Raw genomic sequence first — 17,213 nt, forward strand, 5'->3', positions numbered from 1 at the left:
GCCCACCTGGCATCTATCCGCCAGTTCGGCCCGGGGTGGCGGGCGTCCCATCCGCCGACCTGGTACTTGTCCGCCAGGTCGGGGTCAGTGGGGGGTGTCGAAGGGGGTCAAGATGGTGCGCAGGAGCGAGGCGAGGGCCGCGCGGTCGGGGTCGGGGAGGTCCGCCAGGAGCGTGTGCTCGCTGGCCAGCAGGTCGGCGAACGCGGCGTCCACGCGCCGCAGGCCCGCGTCGGTGAGCTGCACCAGCACCCCGCGGCGGTCGTCGGGGGAGGGCTGCCGTCCGACCAGGCCCTTGCCCTCCAGCCGGTCGATCCGGTTGGTCATGGTGCCGGACGTGACGAGCGTCTGGGTCAGGAGCGCGCCGGGGGAGAGCCGGTAGGGCGCGCCCGCGCGCCGCAGCGCGGCCAGCACGTCGAACTCCCACGTCTCCAGGTCGTGCCGCGCGAACGCGCCACGCCGCGCCAGGTCGAGGTGCCGCGCCAGGCGGCTCACGCGGGACAGGACCTCGAGCGGGCCCACGTCCAGGTCGGGCCGCTCACGCTGCCAGGCCGCGACGATGCGGTCGACCTCGTCGTGCGAGCCGGTGTCCACCATGGCGCGAGGTTACTCGACGTCGACAATCTCGACGGAGGTCAGCCCGCGCGGTCGATCTCCGCCTTGGTCAGCGCGGGCCGGCGTTCCAGTCCGGACAGGCCGTTCCACGCGAGGTTCACCAGGTGCGCCGCGACCTCGGCCTTGCCCGGCCTGCGCGCGTCGAGCCACCACTGGCCCGTCAGCGCGACCATGCCGACGAGCATCTGCGCGTACATGGGCGCGGTCTTGGGATCCTGGCCCTGCTTGCGGAACTGGTCCGCGAGCAGGTGCTCCACCTGGCTCGCGACGTCGCCGATCAGGCTCGAGAACGTCCCGGTGGCCTGCGCGACGGGGGAGTCGCGCACCAGGATCCGGAAGCCGTCCTCGGACGTCTCGATGTAGGTGAGCAGCGCGAGCGCGGTCCGCTCGACCAGCACCTTGGGGTGCCCGCCCTCCTCGAGCGCGTCGGTCAGCGAACCGGTCAGCGCCTGGATCTCCCGGTCGACGACGACCGCGTACACGCCTTCCTTGCCCCCGAAGTGCTCGTAGACCACGGGCTTGGAGACGTCCGCGCGGGCCGCGATCTCCTCGACGCTGGTGCCCTCGAACCCCTTCTCGGCGAACAGCCGGCGCGAGACGTCCAGCAGCTGGGCGCGCCGCTGCACCCCGGTCATCCGGGACCGGGGTGCTCGCTTGCTCTCCGCCACGCGCCCATCATGCCGTGCCGGGCCCTACGCCCGGGCCGGTCAGCGCGCCCGCGGACACCCGGGCTCGTCGCGCGGGCTCAGGCCCCCGCGCGCACCTGGTCCACGCCGCGGTTGGCGAGCGCGTCGGCACGCTCGTTGCCCGGGTCGCCCGCGTGACCCTTGACCCACACCCAGTGCACGGTGTGCCGCGCGACCTCGGCGTCCAGCGCGATCCACAGGTCCTGGTTCTTGACGGGCTTCTTGTCCGCCGTGCGCCACCCGTTGCGCTTCCAGCCGTGCACCCACTTGGTCACGCCGTTCATGACGTACGTCGAGTCCACGTGCAGCGTGACCTCGCACGGCTTGGTCAGCGCACGCAGCCCCTCGATGACGGCCGTGAGCTCCATCTGGTTGTTGGTGGTGTGCGGCGCACCGCCGAAGATCTCGCGCTCGTGCTCGCCGAACTGCATCCACGCACCCCATCCACCGACTCCCGGGTTGCCCTTGCAGGCGCCGTCGGTCCACATGTGCACGGGGGGCAGCTCGCTGGTCACGGCGACCACCCTAGGGTCCGGCGCGGGGGGCCGACGTCGGCTGGCACACTGAGGCCGCCGCCTCGTCGTCCGACGAGCCGGTCCGCCCTGGTGTAACGGCAGCACACAGGCCTTTGGTGCCTCGAGGTCCGGGTTCGAATCCTGGGGGCGGAGCGCACGAGCCCGTTGTGGCCCGCAGGCGGGTGCCGGCCGTTAATGTCGCCTCACCGATGCCACCGCCGGCACCGTGACACCAGGGGGATCGATGAGCGGCACCCGACACGTACATCTGCGACCTGATGGCGGGCGCGCCCGTCGCCGGCTCGATGAGCGCCACGCCGAATGCCCGTCGCGCCGTCCATGACGGGTGCGACGAGCAGGGCGGGGTCGGCCTCGCGCACCGGGTACCGGATGGTGGGCGGGCGCCACCCGCTCACGGCTCGACTCGTCGTCGTCGTGACGCTGGCGCTGGTCGCCGCGTGCACGGGTCCGGACAACCCGGCGCCGCCGGAGCCGACCGGCGACGAGACCTCGCAGCCTGGCCCCGTGCCCACCGCCGCGAGCTCCGCGACGCCAGCACCCGGCGGCGTTGGTGAGCTCGCCGTGGTGGACGTCTCGAACGACAACGCGGGGTGGACGGCGGTCGATGTCCCGGACGGGTTCATGTCGACGATCGCCGCCACGGACGACGTCCTGGTCGGGACGATCCAGGACTCTGCCGGCAGCGAGTCGGCGTTCGCGATGCTCGCGTCCGGTGACGTGCGCACGCTTCCGGGCGATGCGGGCGAGATCCCGCAGCAGGGGTCGGTCCGAGACGACGGCTCCGCGGTGTTCGGGGTGGGCAACGACGACACCAGCGACTACCGCGTCGTCCACTGGGATCCGGTCTCCGGGAAGTCCCGGGTGCTGCTCGAGTCACCAGGGATCTGGAGCGAGACCGCCGTCGTGGACGACACGCTCTACCTGAACCGACCTCACGACGACGGGCTCGTCTGCCTCGATCAGACGTCCGTCGCACGGCCGGGCGAACCCACGACGGTCGAGTGCGCAGCCGAGGGAGGGCGAATCAACTACGTGAAGGTGGCGGACGACGACACGCTCACCTACATGGTCTACCCCGACGACGGTGAGTGCGGTGCCGTGCACGGCATCACGCCGCAGCAGTCCGCTGCGCTCCGAGGGGTGGACTGCATCTCGCGGGCAGTCGCGGACAGGAACCTGGTCGCATGGACGGGGGCACCTGAGACGAGCGCGGACGGCGTCAACTACTTCAAGTCTCCGCTGCGAGCCCTCGACGAGGGTCGCATCTACGACCTGGGCGAGACATCGGTCGGCGGGGCAGCGATCTGCCATGGCGCGGGCTACTGGACGACCGACGGCGCGGGAGGGCCCGAGGAGGTCCGACGGTGGAAGCCCGGGTCTGACATCGAGGTGATCTACCGCTCACCCGACAAGAACTCCCTGGACAGCTACACCACCTCAATGCCGTTCTGCGGCGGCAGCACGGTGCTGATCCAGAGGATCGGGTGGACCGGCAGGTCGAAGCAGGAGCTGCTCACCAGCTCGGCGACCTGAGCGACATCGCCGCCACTGGACGGCCAAGGGCTCGCCTCGGTCCGGGGAGTGGATGATGCTCCGTACGCGCGGATTAGGCGGTCCAGACCGTCGACGAGCGCCGCTCGGCTCGGCTAGGTTGCTGAGCGGCCGATCTGAGCCCGGGGTTCGACGGCCCCCTCGAGGCAGGCGCGGCGCAGGAGCGGTCACAGGGGGAGTTGGATGAAGCGCTACGGCGCCGAGGAGCACGCGAGGGTCCTCGCACTGGACGGTGCGGTGGTCTCGCGGGGCGCCTTCACCCTCGGCCCTGTCGATGTGGCGTTCGGGTCAGGCGTGACCGCCCTGCTCGGTGCGAACGGCGCGGGGAAGACCACCCTCATCCAGCTGGTCGTCGGGCTGCTCCCGGCGAGGCAGGGGAGCGTGCGCCAGCACGGTGGCGCGGCCGGCGCTCCGATGTCCGTCGGGTATCTTCCCCAGGACTTCACCGCGCCGCGGCATGTCCGTGTGTTCGACTACCTGCGGTTCATCGCGTGGGCGAAGTCCACCAGGGACCACGCGATCGAGGTGCGCGCGATCAGCGAGGCGCTCGAGGCCGTCGGCCTGGCCTCCGTGGGTCGCCAACGCGTGGGCACGCTCTCCGGTGGGATGCTCCGGCGTCTGGGCGTCGCCCAGGCATTGCTGGGATCGCCCCCCGCGATCGTGCTCGACGAGCCGACGGTCGGCCTGGACCCGGTGCAGCGCATCGACCTGCGCGATCTCCTGCGCGAGCTGGGGGAGCGCGTGACGGTGGTCTTGTCCACGCACCTCGCGGAGGATGTCGCGTCGGTGGCCGACGGCGTCGTCGTCCTGCGGGAAGGCCAGGCGGTGTTCGCGGGGACCGTCGACGAACTGGTGTTGCTCGACGGGACGAGTGAACGCACGGGTGCTGCCGTCGAGCGCGGATTCCTCGCGGCGGTGCGGGGCAGCGCATGAGCGGCGCGATCCGCGCGGTCGAGCCCGCGCCGATGGTCCTCGAGCCCGTCGAACCGGGGCGTGCACGGTCTCGTGGCGTCACCTCGTGGTCCGGTCCGCGGTACGTGCTCCGGTACGGCCTGGTGCTCTGGGCCGTGCTCGCCACCGTCGGTGCGGAGCTGGCGGTGGCCGCGCAGCGGGGGATGCAGTGGCGTGGTGATCTGGTGTGGACGATCGACTGGCTCCCCGTCGCGTTCATCATCGTCGGCCCGGTCGTGTCGGGGCTTGCCGCCGTCGACACGTGCCGGCTCGCCGAAGGTGCGGAGCACACGACGCGCTCGCGCCTCGCTCGTTCGCCCTCCACGGCGGTAGCGGCCACCTACGCCGGACTTGTCGGAGCGGCGCACCTCGGGGTGCTCGCGGCGATGCTGATCGTGTCCGCTCCTCCCGTGGGCGACCCGTTTGCGTTCCTCGCCGTGGGCGTGCAACTCGCCATCCTCGCCGTCTTCGCCATACTCGGGACCGCAATCGGCCGTTTCGCCGGACCGTTGGTCGGCGGCGCTACAGCCGCACTGACAGCGCTCGCTGCGGTGTTCGTGGCTTCGTCGCCTACGGGACACATCGTGTTGCTCGAGGTGGGCGGCGCGACTATCCCACGCGTCGGGTACCGCTACGACGGTTCCCATCTGGCGCTGCAACTGCTCGCGCTGGTGCTGTGCGCCGTCGCGCTCGTCGCACCGCGTCCGCGCGAGGGCCGGCGCATCCGCGCCGTGAGCCGACGAGATGCTGCGCTCGCCCTCGCAGCCGTGATCGCGCTCGGAGCCATCTGCGCGGTCCCCACGTCCAAGCGGCTGAGCGAGACGGATGCGATGCCCGACTCGTGCGCCCTGACGGAGGGTGTGGAGACCTGCTTCTACGCGCAGCACCAGCGCGTCGCCGCGGAGTTCCGGGAGAAGCTGGCCCCCATCATCACCGCGACGCGCGAGCAGGGATTCGGCGAGCTACTGCCGGCGCGCGCCGCCGAGGCGAGCCGGACGCTCCTGCCACAGGCAGCCGACCCGTCAGTGGCACCGCTCTACGTGATGCCTGAGCACCTCCAGGGCGTCCGTCCGACCACGTCCGAGATCATCAGCGGCATGGTGTCGCCAGTGCACTGCGCGCAGGTCCAGCAGGACGAACCGCCGTCGGAGCAGTACTGGCGCGATCTTGACGCCCTGACGGTGACCTGGGTCGAGCTGGTGGAGCCGGACTACGGCGCCTCGGTCGGTTACGTGGGTGCGAGGCTCGACGCAGACGACGCGTCCGAGATCCTGGAGGGCTTCCGGACGTGCACATATCCCCACTTCTAGAGGGGTCGAGGCGTCCGCGCCCCGTCCTCGTCGCAGTTCTCGCGGCGACGGGCTTTCGGCACGCCGCGTGGTTCGCCGGCGCTGCGGCCGCGACCGCGCTCGTGGCGCGCGATGCCTCCGTCGAGCGGGTGGGCCCGTTGCAGCTCCAACCACCCGTTCCGGTCCTCATGCTTGTTCCCGCGCTGCTCGCGATCGGCTGCGCGCTGGCTCACCAAGCGCTACCGTGCGGCGTCCTCACGCGTTCGCGGCGCACGACCGCCGCTGTCAGCGGCTCGTACGCGGTGTTCCTGGCGGCTGCGGTCGCGGTGGTCTGCCTGAGCGCGGCGTGGGCCCGGGTGGACGTCCGAGACGGCTCGCTCCGGAACCTCGGGTGGATGGTGGGCCTCGCACTCGGGACGTCGGCACTCGCGGGAGTCCGGCTCGCGTGGTTGCCGTTGGTGTGTGCGCTCGGCTTCGCGATGCTGTCCACGCCGGGCAGCACGCTCGCGACCTTCGTCTTCGCCCCGACGACGACGCCGTGGCAGGTCGGCATCGCGGGTGGGCTGCTCGCTGCTGGTCTCGCGCTGGCGTTGTGGGACCCGCGCCACCTGTCCTACCCACGGGCGTTCGCTGCCACGCGGAAGAGCGCCGTCTAGGCGCCCGGATCGCCGCGCAGGGAGCGGACCATCGCCTGCAGCAGCCGGAACGCGTGGGCCCGATCGGCCTCGCTCATGCCGGACAGCATCCGGTCCTCGACGGACCGGACCGCGCGGGTGGCCTGCTCGAGCTCGCGTCGTCCGCGTGGTGTGAGGCGCGTGGGCAGGACCTTGCCGGCGGTCGGCTCCGCCCGGGTGACGTACCCCTCGTTCTCGAGCGCCTGGAGCAGGACGTTCATCGACTGCCGCGTCACGAACACGCCCCGGGCGAGCTCCGCGCCCGACAGGCCCGGGCGTTGCGCCAGGAGCTCGAGGCAGGAGTAGCGCGTCACCGTCATGCCGAGCGGCCGCAGCACCTCCTCCATAGCGGCGCGGAGCGCGCTCGACGTCTCCTTGAGCAGGTACCCGAGCGACGTCTCGAGGTCGATGCCCGCGCGTTGACTCATGTCAGCATCCTGACATACGGTGATGCATGTCAGAAGACTGACACGCATCCGAGGAGATCCCCATGCCCGTCACCGGCCCCGACTTCATCTCCCTGCAGGCGCGCGACCTCGCGGCGTCGCAGGCGTTCTACGAGACCTACCTCGGCCTGACCCGGTCGCAGGCGGGGCCGCCGCACGCGGTCGTCTTCGAGACGACGCCCATCGCGTTCGCCCTCCGCGAGGTCGTCCCCGGCACCGACCTCGACGCGGTCCCGCACCCGGGCGTCGGCGCCGCGATCTGGCTGCATGCCACGGACGCCCAGGCCATCCACGACGCGCTCGCGGCCGACGGGCACACCATCGTCTCGGCACCGGTCGACGGCCCCTTCGGCCGGACCTTCACGTTCGCCGACCCGGACGGCTACCGGATCACGCTGCACGACCGCGCATGAGCGAACGGCATCGCTCCCCGGCTCCTGCCGCCGCCGTCCGGGTGGTGTGAGCCGCGACTCGGCCGGACCGGCAGGGGCCCCCCGATGGCGGCGGTAGAGTGACCGACGCGCACGGTTCCGCCGCCCGGACCCATTCGGGCACATCCGCGAGGAGCACCCACAGGTGACGACCCCCCGCCCAGCCGCCGTCATCGTCCTCGCCGCAGGTGAAGGAACGCGGATGCGCTCGGCGACACCCAAGGTCCTGCACACCCTGGCCGGCCGCAGCATGCTGGGCCACGCGCTGGCGTCGGCCCAGGCGCTCGAGCCGGGTCGCGTCGTCGTGGTGGTCCGCCACGAGCGCGAGAAGGTCGCGGAGCACGTCGCGCAGGTCGCGCCGGGTGCGCTGATCGCCGACCAGGACGCGATCCCGGGCACGGGCCGCGCGGTCCAGGTGGCGATGAGCGCGTTGGACGCCGCCGCGCAGGCGGGTGCGGTCGCCGCGCTCGACGGTCCGGGGGCGCCGGGCTCGGCGTCGGGCGTGCTGCTCGAGGGCGCGATCGTCGTGATCGCGGGGGACGTGCCGCTGCTCGACGCGGGAACGCTGGGCGAGCTGCTCGCGGCGCACCACGCGGACGGCAACGCGGTCACGGTGCTGACCACCGAGCTCGAGGACGCCACGGGCTACGGCCGCATCCTGCGCGAGCCGGGGACGGGTGACGTCCTGGGCATCGTCGAGCACAAGGACGCGACCGAGGAGCAGCGCGAGGTCCGGGAGATCAACTCCTCGATCTACGTGTTCGACGCGGCGGTACTGCGCGGCGCGCTCGGCCGGCTGGGCCGGGACAACGCGCAGGGCGAGGTGTACCTGACGGACGTGCTGGCGATCGCGCGCGGCGACGGCGGGCACGTGCGCGCGCTGCGCACCGACGACCCGTTCGTCGTCGAGGGTGTCAACGACCGCGTGCAGCTCGCGGTGCTGCGCGCCGAGCTCAACCGTCGCCTGCTCGAGGACTGGATGCGCGAGGGCGTGACGGTGGTCGACCCGGCCACCACGTGGGTGGACGTGGACGTCGAGCTCGAGCGCGACGTGACGATCCTGCCGGGCACGCAGCTGCTCGGGGCGACGGTGGTCCGCGAGGGTGCGACGGTGGGCCCGGACACCACGCTGACGGACGTCGAGGTGGGTGCGCGTGCGACGGTCACGCGCACGCACGGGAGCCTCGCGGTCATCGGGGAGAAGGCGAGCGTCGGCCCGTACGCCTACCTGCGGCCGGGCACGGTCCTGGGCCGCAAGGGCAAGATCGGCACGTTCGTCGAGACGAAGAACGCGCAGATCGGCGAGGGCTCGAAGGTCCCGCACCTGTCTTACATCGGGGACGCGACGATCGGCGAGCACTCCAACGTGGGTGCCGCGTCGGTCACGGTCAACTACGACGGCGTGCACAAGCACCGCACGACGATCGGCTCGCACGCCCGCACGGGCGCGGACAACATGTTCGTCGCGCCGGTCACGGTGGGCGACGGCGCGTACACGGGTGCCGGCTCGGTGATCCGCCGCGACGTCCCCGCGGGCGCCCTGGGCGTGAGCGCGGGCGCGCAGCGCAACATCGAGGGCTGGGTCGCACGGTCGCGTCCGGGCACGCCCGCGGCCGAGGCCGCGCGCGCGGTGACGGGTCCGACGAGCGCGTCGGGCACGACGAGCGGCGCGGGCCACCAGGGCGGGCACGAGCTGTCCCCGCAGGCGCGCGCCGAGCTCGAGCGCGCCGCGACCGCTGCCAAGGGTGTCCCCGTGACGCCGCCCCCCGCGCTGCCGGACCAGCCGGCACATCTTCCCGAGCCGGACGCCACGCCCGGTCGCAGCACCGACACGAAGGATGCGTGATGACCGGCATCGTCTCCCCCGACGGCGAGAAGCGACTGGTCGTCGTCTCCGGCCGGGCGCACGTCGACCTCGCCGAGTCCGTGGCGAGCGAGCTGGGCATCGAGCTGGTGCCGACGACCGCCTACGACTTCGCGAACGGCGAGATCTACACGCGGTTCGGTGAGTCGGTGCGGGGGAGCGACGCGTTCGTGCTGCAGTCGCACGCGTCCCCGGTGATCAACAAGTGGATCATGGAGCAGCTGCTCATGGTCGACGCGCTCAAGCGGGCGTCGGCCAAGACGATCACGGTGGTCGCCCCGTTCTACGGCTACGCGCGCCAGGACAAGAAGAGCCGCGGCCGCGAGCCCATCTCGGCCCGCCTGCTCGCGGACATGTTCAAGACGGCGGGCGCCGACCGCATCATGTCCGTGGACCTGCACACCGCGCAGATCCAGGGCTTCTTCGACGGACCCGTGGACCACCTGTGGGCCATGCCGATCCTGGTCGACTACGTCCGCACGCGCGTGGACTCCACCAACGTCACCGTCGTCTCGCCCGACGCGGGGCGCATCCGCGTCGCCGAGCAGTGGGCCGCGAAGCTGGGCGGCGGGCCGCTCGCGTTCGTGCACAAGACGCGTGACGTCCGCTCGGCGAACAAGTCGGTGGCCAACCGCGTCGTCGGCGACGTCGAGGGCCGCTCGTGCGTCCTGGTCGACGACCTGATCGACACCGCGGGCACGATCGCGGAGGCCGTGCGGGTGCTCAAGGAGGCGGGGGCGAAGGACGTCATCGTCGCCGCGACGCACGGCATCCTGTCCGACCCGGCCGTGGACCGTCTGCAGCACTGCGGCGTGCGTGAGGTGGTCATCACCGACACGCTGCCGATCGAGGACGACAAGCGGTTCGAGCAGCTCACGGTGCTCTCGATCGCGCCGCTGATCGCGCGCGCGATCCGCGAGGTCTTCGACGACGGCTCGGTGACGAGCCTGTTCGACGGCAACGCCTGACGAGGGCCTGCGCACGCGCTGACCGATTCGGGCTGCGGGGCCGCAGCCTGTAGGATCCTCAGGTTGCCTCGGCGAGGGACGTCGGACGGTCCAGCACTCTTGGAGCACCGCCCGTCAGGTCCGTGATCGACAGGGTGAGCGCCTCCGTGCGTGCGCCTGCCCGTCCTGCGCCCCACGTCGAGGCCGCACCCCCGTCGTCCCTCGCGGACCACCCCGGCCCTCGTGCCGCCTTCACGTTCGCCATCACCGATCGTCGCGCCCCCGGGCGCCCGCACCACTGGAGTCATCGTGTCCGAGGTCAAGCTCGCCGCCACCGCCCGCACCGAGTTCGGCAAGGGCGCCGCGCGCCGCCTGCGCCGCGCGGGTCAGATCCCCGCCGTCCTGTACGGGCACGGCACGGAGCCCGTGCACGTCGCCCTCCCGGGCCACGAGACGATGCTCGCGGTCAAGCACGCCAACGCGCTCTTCGAGATCCAGATCGACGGCAAGCCGGTGCTCGCACTCGCCAAGGACGTCCAGCGCGAGCCGGTCCGCAACGTCATCGAGCACATCGACCTGCTCATCGTGAAGAAGGGCGAGAAGGTCTCCGTCGAGATCCCCGTGACCGTCGAGGGCGAGTCGTTCTCCGGCACGATCCACGTGGTCGAGACGCAGACGCTCTCGCTCGAGGCCGAGGCCACGCACCTGCCCGAGCAGGTCGTCGTGCAGATCGACGGCCTGACCGACGGCTCCGTCATCAAGGCGGGCGACATCACGCTGCCCACGGGCTCGACGCTCGTCACGGACGCCGAGACGATCGTCGTGACGATCACGGCCCCGCAGGTCTCGGCCGAGGACCTGGGCGAGACCGACGAGGCCGCCGAGGCCTGAGCCGACCGCAGGCGCACGCCTGCGCAGCGCGCCGGTCGCCCGGTACCGTCTCGAGCGGTGCCGGGCGCCGTCGCGTGCGGGGCCCCGCGCCCCGCCCCCGCCCGCACCCCGACCAGTCCAGGAGGACGCCGTGACCGACGGACCGTGGCTGGTCGTCGGCCTGGGCAACCCGGGCGCCCAGTACGCCGGCAACCGGCACAACGTGGGCCAGATGGTGCTGGACGAGCTCGCGCGCCGCACGGGCGTCGCGTTCGGCTCGCGCGCGTCGGGCCTGCTGTCCCGCCGGCCGCAGGCGGCCGTGGCGGAGGCACGTCTGGGCGTGCTGCCGGGCGGCGCGCCGGGACCGCGCGTGGTGCTCGCCAAGCCGACCACCTACATGAACGTCTCGGGCGGCCCGGTGGCCGCGCTCGCGCGGTACTACGACGTGCCGGCGGAGCGTGTGGTGCTGGTGCACGACGAGCTCGACATCCCGTTCGCGGACGTGCGCCTCAAGCGCGGCGGTGGCGAGGGCGGCCACAACGGCCTGCGGGACACGACGAAGGCGCTCGGCACCAAGGACTACGTGCGGGTCCGGGTCGGCATCGGGCGTCCGCCGGGGCGTCAGGACCCCGCCGACTTCGTCCTCAAGGACTTCGCCAAGCAGGAGCTCGGGGACCTGCCCTGGCTGCTCGACCACGCCGCGGACGCGGTCGAGGCGGTCGTCGTGGACGGCCTCGAGACCGCGCAGCAGCGGTTCCACACCAAGCCCTGAGACGTACCTCACCCGCGGTTTCACCCGGGTGTTCGTGGCCCGTTCACTCGCGCGAGGGACCCCGTTGGTCGAAAGCGGGTGAAAACGGGCGAAAGGTACTGATAGGTATCAGTCGGGCGACTAGCCTCCCCTGTGTCCATAGGCATTCCGACCAGGAGGGGTAACCGATGACGCTGACTGCGGATCACGCCTCGGCGCCCTACTTCGAGCGCCGGGAGCGCCGGGGTCGGGCCATCGAGCCCCGCCGCTCGTGGGCATCCGCGCAGCCGTTCGTCGCACGCCGCACGCGCTTCAACTCGAGCGCCGAGCACGAGTCGCTCAGCTGGCGCGTCTCGGGCCACCGCTACGCGAGCGTGACCGCCGCCGCAGACCTGTCGATGACCGCCGTGGTCGCCGCCGGTGTCCTGCTGGCGTCCGGCGCCACACCGGTGGCGACCGCCGGCTGGTCCGCCGCCTCGGCCGCGGTGTTCGTGGGTCTCGTGGCCTCGTTCAAGGGCTACCGCGCGGCCTCGCTCGGTGACGGACCCGTCGAGTTCCAGTCGGTGGGCCGTGCGTCGATCGCCGCCGCCGTGCTGCTCATGGTCCTGGGCTTCGTCGCCGAGGTCGCGGTGCCGCGCACCGCGGTGCTCGTGGGCGTGCCGGTGCTGGCGCTCGGCGCCGCGGGCCTGCGCCACCACCGTCGGCGCGCGCTGCACCGCCGGCGCCGGCGCGGCGAGGCGATGATGAGCACGCTCGTCGTGGGCGACGAGGGGCCCGTCGGCCGCCTCATCGCGGACCTGGGCGGCGCGCCGCACCACGGCTACCGCATCGAGGGCGTGTGCTCGCCCGCGGTCGACAGCACCGACCACGTCGGTGGCGTCCCGGTGCTGGGCGGCGTCGCGGATGTCGTGCAGGTCGCGGCGGACCGCGCCGCGGAGGTCGTGATCGTTGCGGGCACCAGCGTGTCCGGGCCGGCGCTGCGTCGGCTGTCCTGGGCGCTGGGCCGCGTGGGCGCGCACATGGTCGTGGTGCCGGACCTCGTCGAGGTCGCGGCCCCGCGCCTGACGGTGCGGCCCACCGCGGGGCTCTCGCTGCTCGAGGTCGAGGTGGACAGCCCGCGGCCGCGGCTCGTGGCCAAGTCCGTCCTGGACGCGACGCTCACCGCGGTGCTGCTGGTGCTGGCCTCGCCCGTGATCGGGGCCGCCGCGCTGGCGGTGCGCCTGACGTCGCCCGGTGGTGCGTTCTACCAGCAGACGCGTGTGGGGGTCGACGGCCGACGCTTCACCATGTGGAAGCTGCGCACGATGTACGCCGACGCGGATGCCCGGCGCGCCGAGCTCGCGGCGCACAGCGACCGCGACGGCGTCATGTTCAAGATGCACGACGACCCGCGCGTCACCCCCGTGGGCAAGGTGCTGCGCCGGTTCTCGATCGACGAGCTGCCGCAGCTGTGGAACGTCGTGCGCGGCGACATGAGCCTGGTCGGCCCGCGCCCGCCGCTGGTCAGTGAGGTGGAGGCGTACGAGGACCAGGTGCACCGCCGCCTGCGCGTCAAGCCGGGCCTGACGGGCCTGTGGCAGGTCAGCGGGCGCGCGGACCTCAGCTGGGACGAGTCGGTCCGGCTGGACCTGCGCTACGTCGACAACTGGTCGGTGACCATGGACCTGCTGATCCTGTGGAAGACGGGCCGCGCGGTGCTCCGCGGCTCCGGCGCGTACTGACCCGGGTGCGCTCGACCGGCCCCGCGGCGGGGTCCAGGGTGCTCGCACCCTCTGGCGCCCGTTAGGCCGAACGGGCTAACGTCCTGCGTCAACCAGGCCGGGCCGCGACGGATGCCGCTCCCGGCTCGTCGAGACGGACGGGGCCAGACATGGGCCGGCACGTGCGGGACACCGATCCGACACGTCGCAGGCGCCTGGCACTGGTCTCGGTGGTCGGCTCGTTCGCCGTCGTGGTCTCGACGACGGTTCTCAGCGCGCAGGCCCAGGACGCCGCGCCTGCCGACCCGTGGGGCGCCGCCGAGCTCGTGGTCAACGGCGGTTTCGAGGACGGGACGCGCGGCTGGCGCACGAACGACGCGGAGCGTCAGCAGCTCGGGCTCGACGACGACGCGTTCGCGGCCGAGGCGGCGGCGCGGCTCACGCGCGGCACGGGCACGGGCACCGTGGTCCTGAACGACGCGCGCAACACCGTCGTCGGCACGGAGCGCGGCCAGCGGTTCCGCGCGGCGGTCGCGGTGCGCGCCGGCGGTCCGCGCATGTCCGGTCAGCTCCGCATCCGGGAGGTGACCGCGTCGGGCGTCCGCACGTCCGGCACCTCGTTCCACCTCACCGACGACGAGTGGCACGTGGTCCGGCTGGACATCGAGGTGCGTGGGGGAGCGTCGCTCGACCTCAACGTGCTCGCCTGGAAGGTCGCGCGCGGCAGCGGCCTGGACGTCGACTCGGTGTCGCTCGTCGAGGTCGACGACCAGGGACGTCCCGTCCCGGTGGAGCCGCCGCCGGGCGCGACGCCCGGCACGCCCGCCCCGACCGCCCCGACGACGACCGACGCGAGCGGGCCCGGACCGGTGCCGACCCAGGTCGTGCCCACGACCACCACCGCGCCACCACCCAGTGCGACCCCGACGCCGACCACGACGCCGCGCGCCACCCCGCGCCCGCGCCCGACGGTCGGCCCTCCGCCGGCACCGACGAGCCCGCCGCCCACGACCCCGCCCCCGACGAGCCCGCCCCCGACGTCGGGGCCGCAGCCCGACGGTCGGCTGACGAACGGCTGCGCCTACTCGACGCGGGGCATCCCCGAGTGCGGTGTGCTGTTCGGCGCGGCGGTGGGCAGCAACACCGACCCGAGCGCGCACGAGCGGGGCTGGGGTGCGCAGCTGGGGGTGCGGCGCACGTACTGGGGGCCGACGCAGATCGACTCGGCGGTGGCCACCGCGCGGACGGACCTCGCGGCGGGCCGGCTGCCGTGGATCAGCTTCAAGCTGCCGTACTCCTGGGCGGACATGGCGGCGGGCCGGGGTGACGCGTGGGCGCGTGAGCTCGTGGCGGAGCTCGATGCGCTCGACGGGCCCGTGTGGCTCGCGTTCCACCACGAGCCCGAGAACGACGGCGACATCACGCAGTGGGTCGCCATGCAGCGGCACCTGTCGCCGATCGTGCGGGGGATGGCCGACAACGTCGCGTTCTCCCTGGTCGTCACGGGGTGGCACCAGCTGTACGGCGACCCCGCCTACAGCCTGGAGAGCATCTGGCCGGGCGACGGTCTGGTGGACCTGATCGGGTTCGACATCTACAACGCCTACGGCCTGGTGCGGGACGGGGTCACGACGACGCGCGCCACCGACCTCGCGGAGTCGTACTACCCGCAGATCTCGGCGTTCGCGCGCAAGCACGACGTCGCGTGGGGCATCGCGGAGACCGGCTACACCGACGAGGCCGCCGCCGTGGACCTCGCCTGGCTCGCGCGCTCCTACGAGCAGACGAAGGCGTTCGGCGGCGTCGCGATGGCGTACTTCGACACGACGCTGAACTCGCAGGGCTCGTGGCGGCTGGAGGGCGCGAAGTCGGCGGCGTTCGGGGCGGTCCTGCGCAAGGCGCCGGCGCTGTCCTGAGGCCGTCTCGTCCGCATCGTGAGACCAGACCGCTCGGAGAGGGCTCTCTGATACGTCCCCGGCCGCATCGGCCCATGTGATTCCCGTCACATGGGCGGGTCGCCCGTGACCAGCGGAGACGGCGCCGGCGCCGGCGGCTATCTGCCCTGTTCGGGGGCCTATATCCCATGGATCGTTTTGGCCGCAATCACCCCATCGGGTTAACGTCCGGCGTCCCTTTGGTCACGATCTGATGACGATTGCGCCCGCCGGTTTGACGGATACGTCGGACCCGAGAGTGAACAGTCCCTTCAGTCGGGCCGTCCCCTGACCGATGGATCTGGCATGGCGAACGACACCTCCCGCACGGCGCGACGCTCCACCGTCCTGCTGGCCTCCGCGCTGAGTGCGGGCCTCCTCGTGGCGACGCTCACCGGTGGCTCCGCCGCCGCCGCGGGCGCCGCACCCGCGGCGTCGGGTGAGCTCGTCGCCAACGGCTCGTTCGAGAAGAGCCTGACGGGCTGGCGCACCAACTCGCGCACCACGCAGTCGCTGTGGCGCTCGCCCGCGGTGAGCGCGAAGGGCACCGCGTCCGCGAAGCTCTCCCGCACGGGGTCGAGCACGGGCAACGTGGTGCTCAACGACAAGCCGAACACCGTGATCTCGGTGCCGACGAGCGGGCGCTACCGCGCGACCGTCTCCGTGCGCAGCGCGGGCCAGTCCATGTCCGGCCAGCTCCGCGTGCGTGAGGTCGCCGGCGCGTCGGTCACCGCGCACAAGACCTCCGTCAGCCTCAAGGGCACGGCCTGGAAGACGGTGACGCTCGACTTCGCGGCTGCCAAGGGCGCCTCGCTCGACGTCAACGTCATCATGTGGAAGCTCAAGCCCGGCGCGACGTTCTACGTCGACGCGGTCTCGCTGGTCCGCACGGACGCGCCGACCTCGACGCCCACGCCCGGCCCGACGCCCGACCCCACGCCGGACCCGACCCCGGACCCCACGCCCACGGGCGGCCGCCTCACCAACGACTGCGCCTACTCGCTGCGCGGCCTGCCGGAGTGCGGCGTCCTGTTCGGCGCGGCCGTGGGCAGCAACACCGACCCCGCGTCGTTCGAGAGCCAACTGGGCGGCAACCTGGGCGTGCGACGCACGTACTGGGGCGCGTCGAACTCGAACAGCAGCGTGCGCGTCGCGGCCGACGACGTCGCCAACCGGCGCGTCCCGTGGCTGTCCTACAAGCTCCCGTACTCGTGGGCCGAGATGGCCGACGGCAAGGGTGACGCCTGGGCGGTCGACCTGATCCGGCAGCTCGACGAGGTGGACGGCCCGGTGTGGGTCGCGTTCCACCACGAGCCCGAGAACGACGGCGACATCCGGCAGTGGGTCTCGATGCAGCGCCACCTCGCGCCGCTCGTGCACCGCAACTCCGACAACGTCGCGATGACCATGGTCGTCACCGGCTGGCACCAGCTGTACGGCGAGTCGCAGTACAGCCTGGACAACATCTGGCCCGGCGACGGGCTCGTCGACCTCATCGGGTTCGACATCTACAACCAGTACGGCGTCGTCAAGGACGGCAAGACGAACACCAAGGGCACGGATCTCGCGGACAGCTACTACCCGCAGATCTCGGCCTTCGCCAAGAAGCACGGCGTCGAGTGGGGCCTGGGTGAGACCGGCTTCACCGACAAGGCCGCGCAGGACGACCCGCAGTGGCTCCAGCGCACCTACCAGCAGACCAAGGCGTGGGGCGGCTCCGCCATCGCGTACTTCAACACCCCCCTGAACTCGATCGGCTCCTGGGTGATCACCACCCCGAGCAAGACCGACCTGTTCGCCGACGTGCTGAAGGCGTCCCCCACCCTGCGCTGACGCGCACCCCCGCTGAACCGTCCGGAGCACCCCCGCGCCGGACGGACGGCACCGCACTGCCTGGCGCCGGTCCGGCGGGCCCCTCGGGGCCCGCGCGTCCCGCACGCCGATGACCCAAATCGATACGAGTTCAAGAGA

Annotated in this window: 16 protein-coding genes and 1 tRNA gene; 13 read left to right on the top strand and 4 right to left on the bottom strand. The window is 72.4% G+C overall.

The window, feature by feature from the left end:
- Window positions 1-84 precede the first annotated feature (84 nt).
- From CELGI_RS02975 to rnhA, 3 genes are all read right to left on the bottom strand, one after another.
- Window positions 85-594, bottom strand: a complete 510-nt coding sequence (locus CELGI_RS02975; protein ID WP_013882630.1) for a MarR family winged helix-turn-helix transcriptional regulator — start codon at window positions 592-594, stop codon at window positions 85-87.
- Between the two features lie 38 nt (window positions 595-632).
- Entirely contained in the window at window positions 633-1,247 is a 615-nt protein-coding gene (locus CELGI_RS02980) for a TetR/AcrR family transcriptional regulator (protein WP_013882631.1), read from the bottom strand.
- Window positions 1,248-1,357: 110 nt separating this feature from the next.
- Window positions 1,358-1,813 (bottom strand): ribonuclease HI, encoded by a 456-nt coding sequence (gene rnhA, locus CELGI_RS02985; protein ID WP_013882632.1) that lies wholly within the window; start codon window positions 1,811-1,813, stop codon window positions 1,358-1,360.
- Between the two features lie 81 nt (window positions 1,814-1,894).
- On the opposite strand from rnhA, the gene CELGI_RS02990 reads away from it, so the two are divergent.
- From CELGI_RS02990 to CELGI_RS03010, 5 genes are all read left to right on the top strand, one after another.
- Window positions 1,895-1,966: transfer RNA gene (locus CELGI_RS02990), tRNA-Gln, on the top strand.
- Between the two features lie 168 nt (window positions 1,967-2,134).
- A complete protein-coding gene (locus tag CELGI_RS02995; protein WP_041574079.1) occupies window positions 2,135-3,367 on the top strand; it encodes a hypothetical protein in 1,233 nt (410 codons plus the stop codon).
- Window positions 3,368-3,568: 201 nt separating this feature from the next.
- The gene (locus tag CELGI_RS03000) at window positions 3,569-4,318 is read left to right on the top strand and encodes an ATP-binding cassette domain-containing protein (protein WP_013882634.1); all 750 of its coding nucleotides are present in this window, start codon (window positions 3,569-3,571) and stop codon (window positions 4,316-4,318) included.
- On the top strand, window positions 4,315-5,646 hold the full coding sequence (locus tag CELGI_RS03005) for a hypothetical protein (RefSeq protein ID WP_013882635.1): 1,332 nt from the start codon (window positions 4,315-4,317) through the stop codon (window positions 5,644-5,646). Before CELGI_RS03000 ends, CELGI_RS03005 begins: the two co-directional genes overlap by 4 nt.
- A gap of 167 nt (window positions 5,647-5,813) precedes the next feature.
- On the top strand, window positions 5,814-6,281 hold the full coding sequence (locus CELGI_RS03010; RefSeq protein WP_150104647.1) for a hypothetical protein: 468 nt from the start codon (window positions 5,814-5,816) through the stop codon (window positions 6,279-6,281).
- Here the strand turns inward: CELGI_RS03010 and CELGI_RS03015 are convergent.
- On the bottom strand, window positions 6,278-6,727 hold the full coding sequence (locus CELGI_RS03015) for a MarR family winged helix-turn-helix transcriptional regulator (protein ID WP_013882637.1): 450 nt from the start codon (window positions 6,725-6,727) through the stop codon (window positions 6,278-6,280). The genes CELGI_RS03010 and CELGI_RS03015 overlap by 4 nt on opposite strands.
- Window positions 6,728-6,789: 62 nt before the next feature.
- On the opposite strand from CELGI_RS03015, the gene CELGI_RS03020 reads away from it, so the two are divergent.
- The 8 genes from CELGI_RS03020 to CELGI_RS03055 all read left to right on the top strand — a co-directional run bounded on the left by CELGI_RS03020 (window position 6,790) and on the right by CELGI_RS03055 (window position 17,075).
- Window positions 6,790-7,158 (top strand): VOC family protein, encoded by a 369-nt coding sequence (locus CELGI_RS03020; protein ID WP_013882638.1) that lies wholly within the window; start codon window positions 6,790-6,792, stop codon window positions 7,156-7,158.
- 163 nt (window positions 7,159-7,321) lie between these two features.
- Window positions 7,322-9,022, top strand: coding sequence for a bifunctional UDP-N-acetylglucosamine diphosphorylase/glucosamine-1-phosphate N-acetyltransferase GlmU (gene glmU / locus CELGI_RS03025; protein ID WP_013882639.1), 1,701 nt, complete (start codon window positions 7,322-7,324; stop codon window positions 9,020-9,022).
- Window positions 9,022-10,008 carry a ribose-phosphate diphosphokinase gene (locus tag CELGI_RS03030; RefSeq protein WP_013882640.1) on the top strand — a complete coding sequence of 329 codons (987 nt, stop codon included), beginning with the start codon at window positions 9,022-9,024 and terminating at the stop codon, window positions 10,006-10,008. Before glmU ends, CELGI_RS03030 begins: the two co-directional genes overlap by 1 nt.
- A 288-nt stretch (window positions 10,009-10,296) precedes the next feature.
- On the top strand, window positions 10,297-10,878 hold the full coding sequence (locus CELGI_RS03035; protein ID WP_013882641.1) for a 50S ribosomal protein L25/general stress protein Ctc: 582 nt from the start codon (window positions 10,297-10,299) through the stop codon (window positions 10,876-10,878).
- Between the two features lie 130 nt (window positions 10,879-11,008).
- On the top strand, window positions 11,009-11,629 hold the full coding sequence (pth, locus tag CELGI_RS03040) for an aminoacyl-tRNA hydrolase (protein ID WP_013882642.1): 621 nt from the start codon (window positions 11,009-11,011) through the stop codon (window positions 11,627-11,629).
- 167 nt (window positions 11,630-11,796) lie between these two features.
- On the top strand, window positions 11,797-13,329 hold the full coding sequence (locus tag CELGI_RS03045) for a sugar transferase (RefSeq protein WP_013882643.1): 1,533 nt from the start codon (window positions 11,797-11,799) through the stop codon (window positions 13,327-13,329).
- 149 nt (window positions 13,330-13,478) lie between these two features.
- The gene (locus CELGI_RS03050) at window positions 13,479-15,224 is read left to right on the top strand and encodes a glycoside hydrolase family 26 protein (RefSeq protein ID WP_013882644.1); all 1,746 of its coding nucleotides are present in this window, start codon (window positions 13,479-13,481) and stop codon (window positions 15,222-15,224) included.
- 324 nt (window positions 15,225-15,548) lie between these two features.
- Window positions 15,549-17,075, top strand: coding sequence for a glycoside hydrolase family 26 protein (locus CELGI_RS03055; RefSeq protein WP_013882645.1), 1,527 nt, complete (start codon window positions 15,549-15,551; stop codon window positions 17,073-17,075).
- The last annotated feature ends 138 nt before the right edge of the window (window positions 17,076-17,213 follow it).

This window comes from Cellulomonas gilvus ATCC 13127 (assembly GCF_000218545.1).
Classification (GTDB): domain Bacteria; phylum Actinomycetota; class Actinomycetes; order Actinomycetales; family Cellulomonadaceae; genus Cellulomonas; species Cellulomonas gilvus.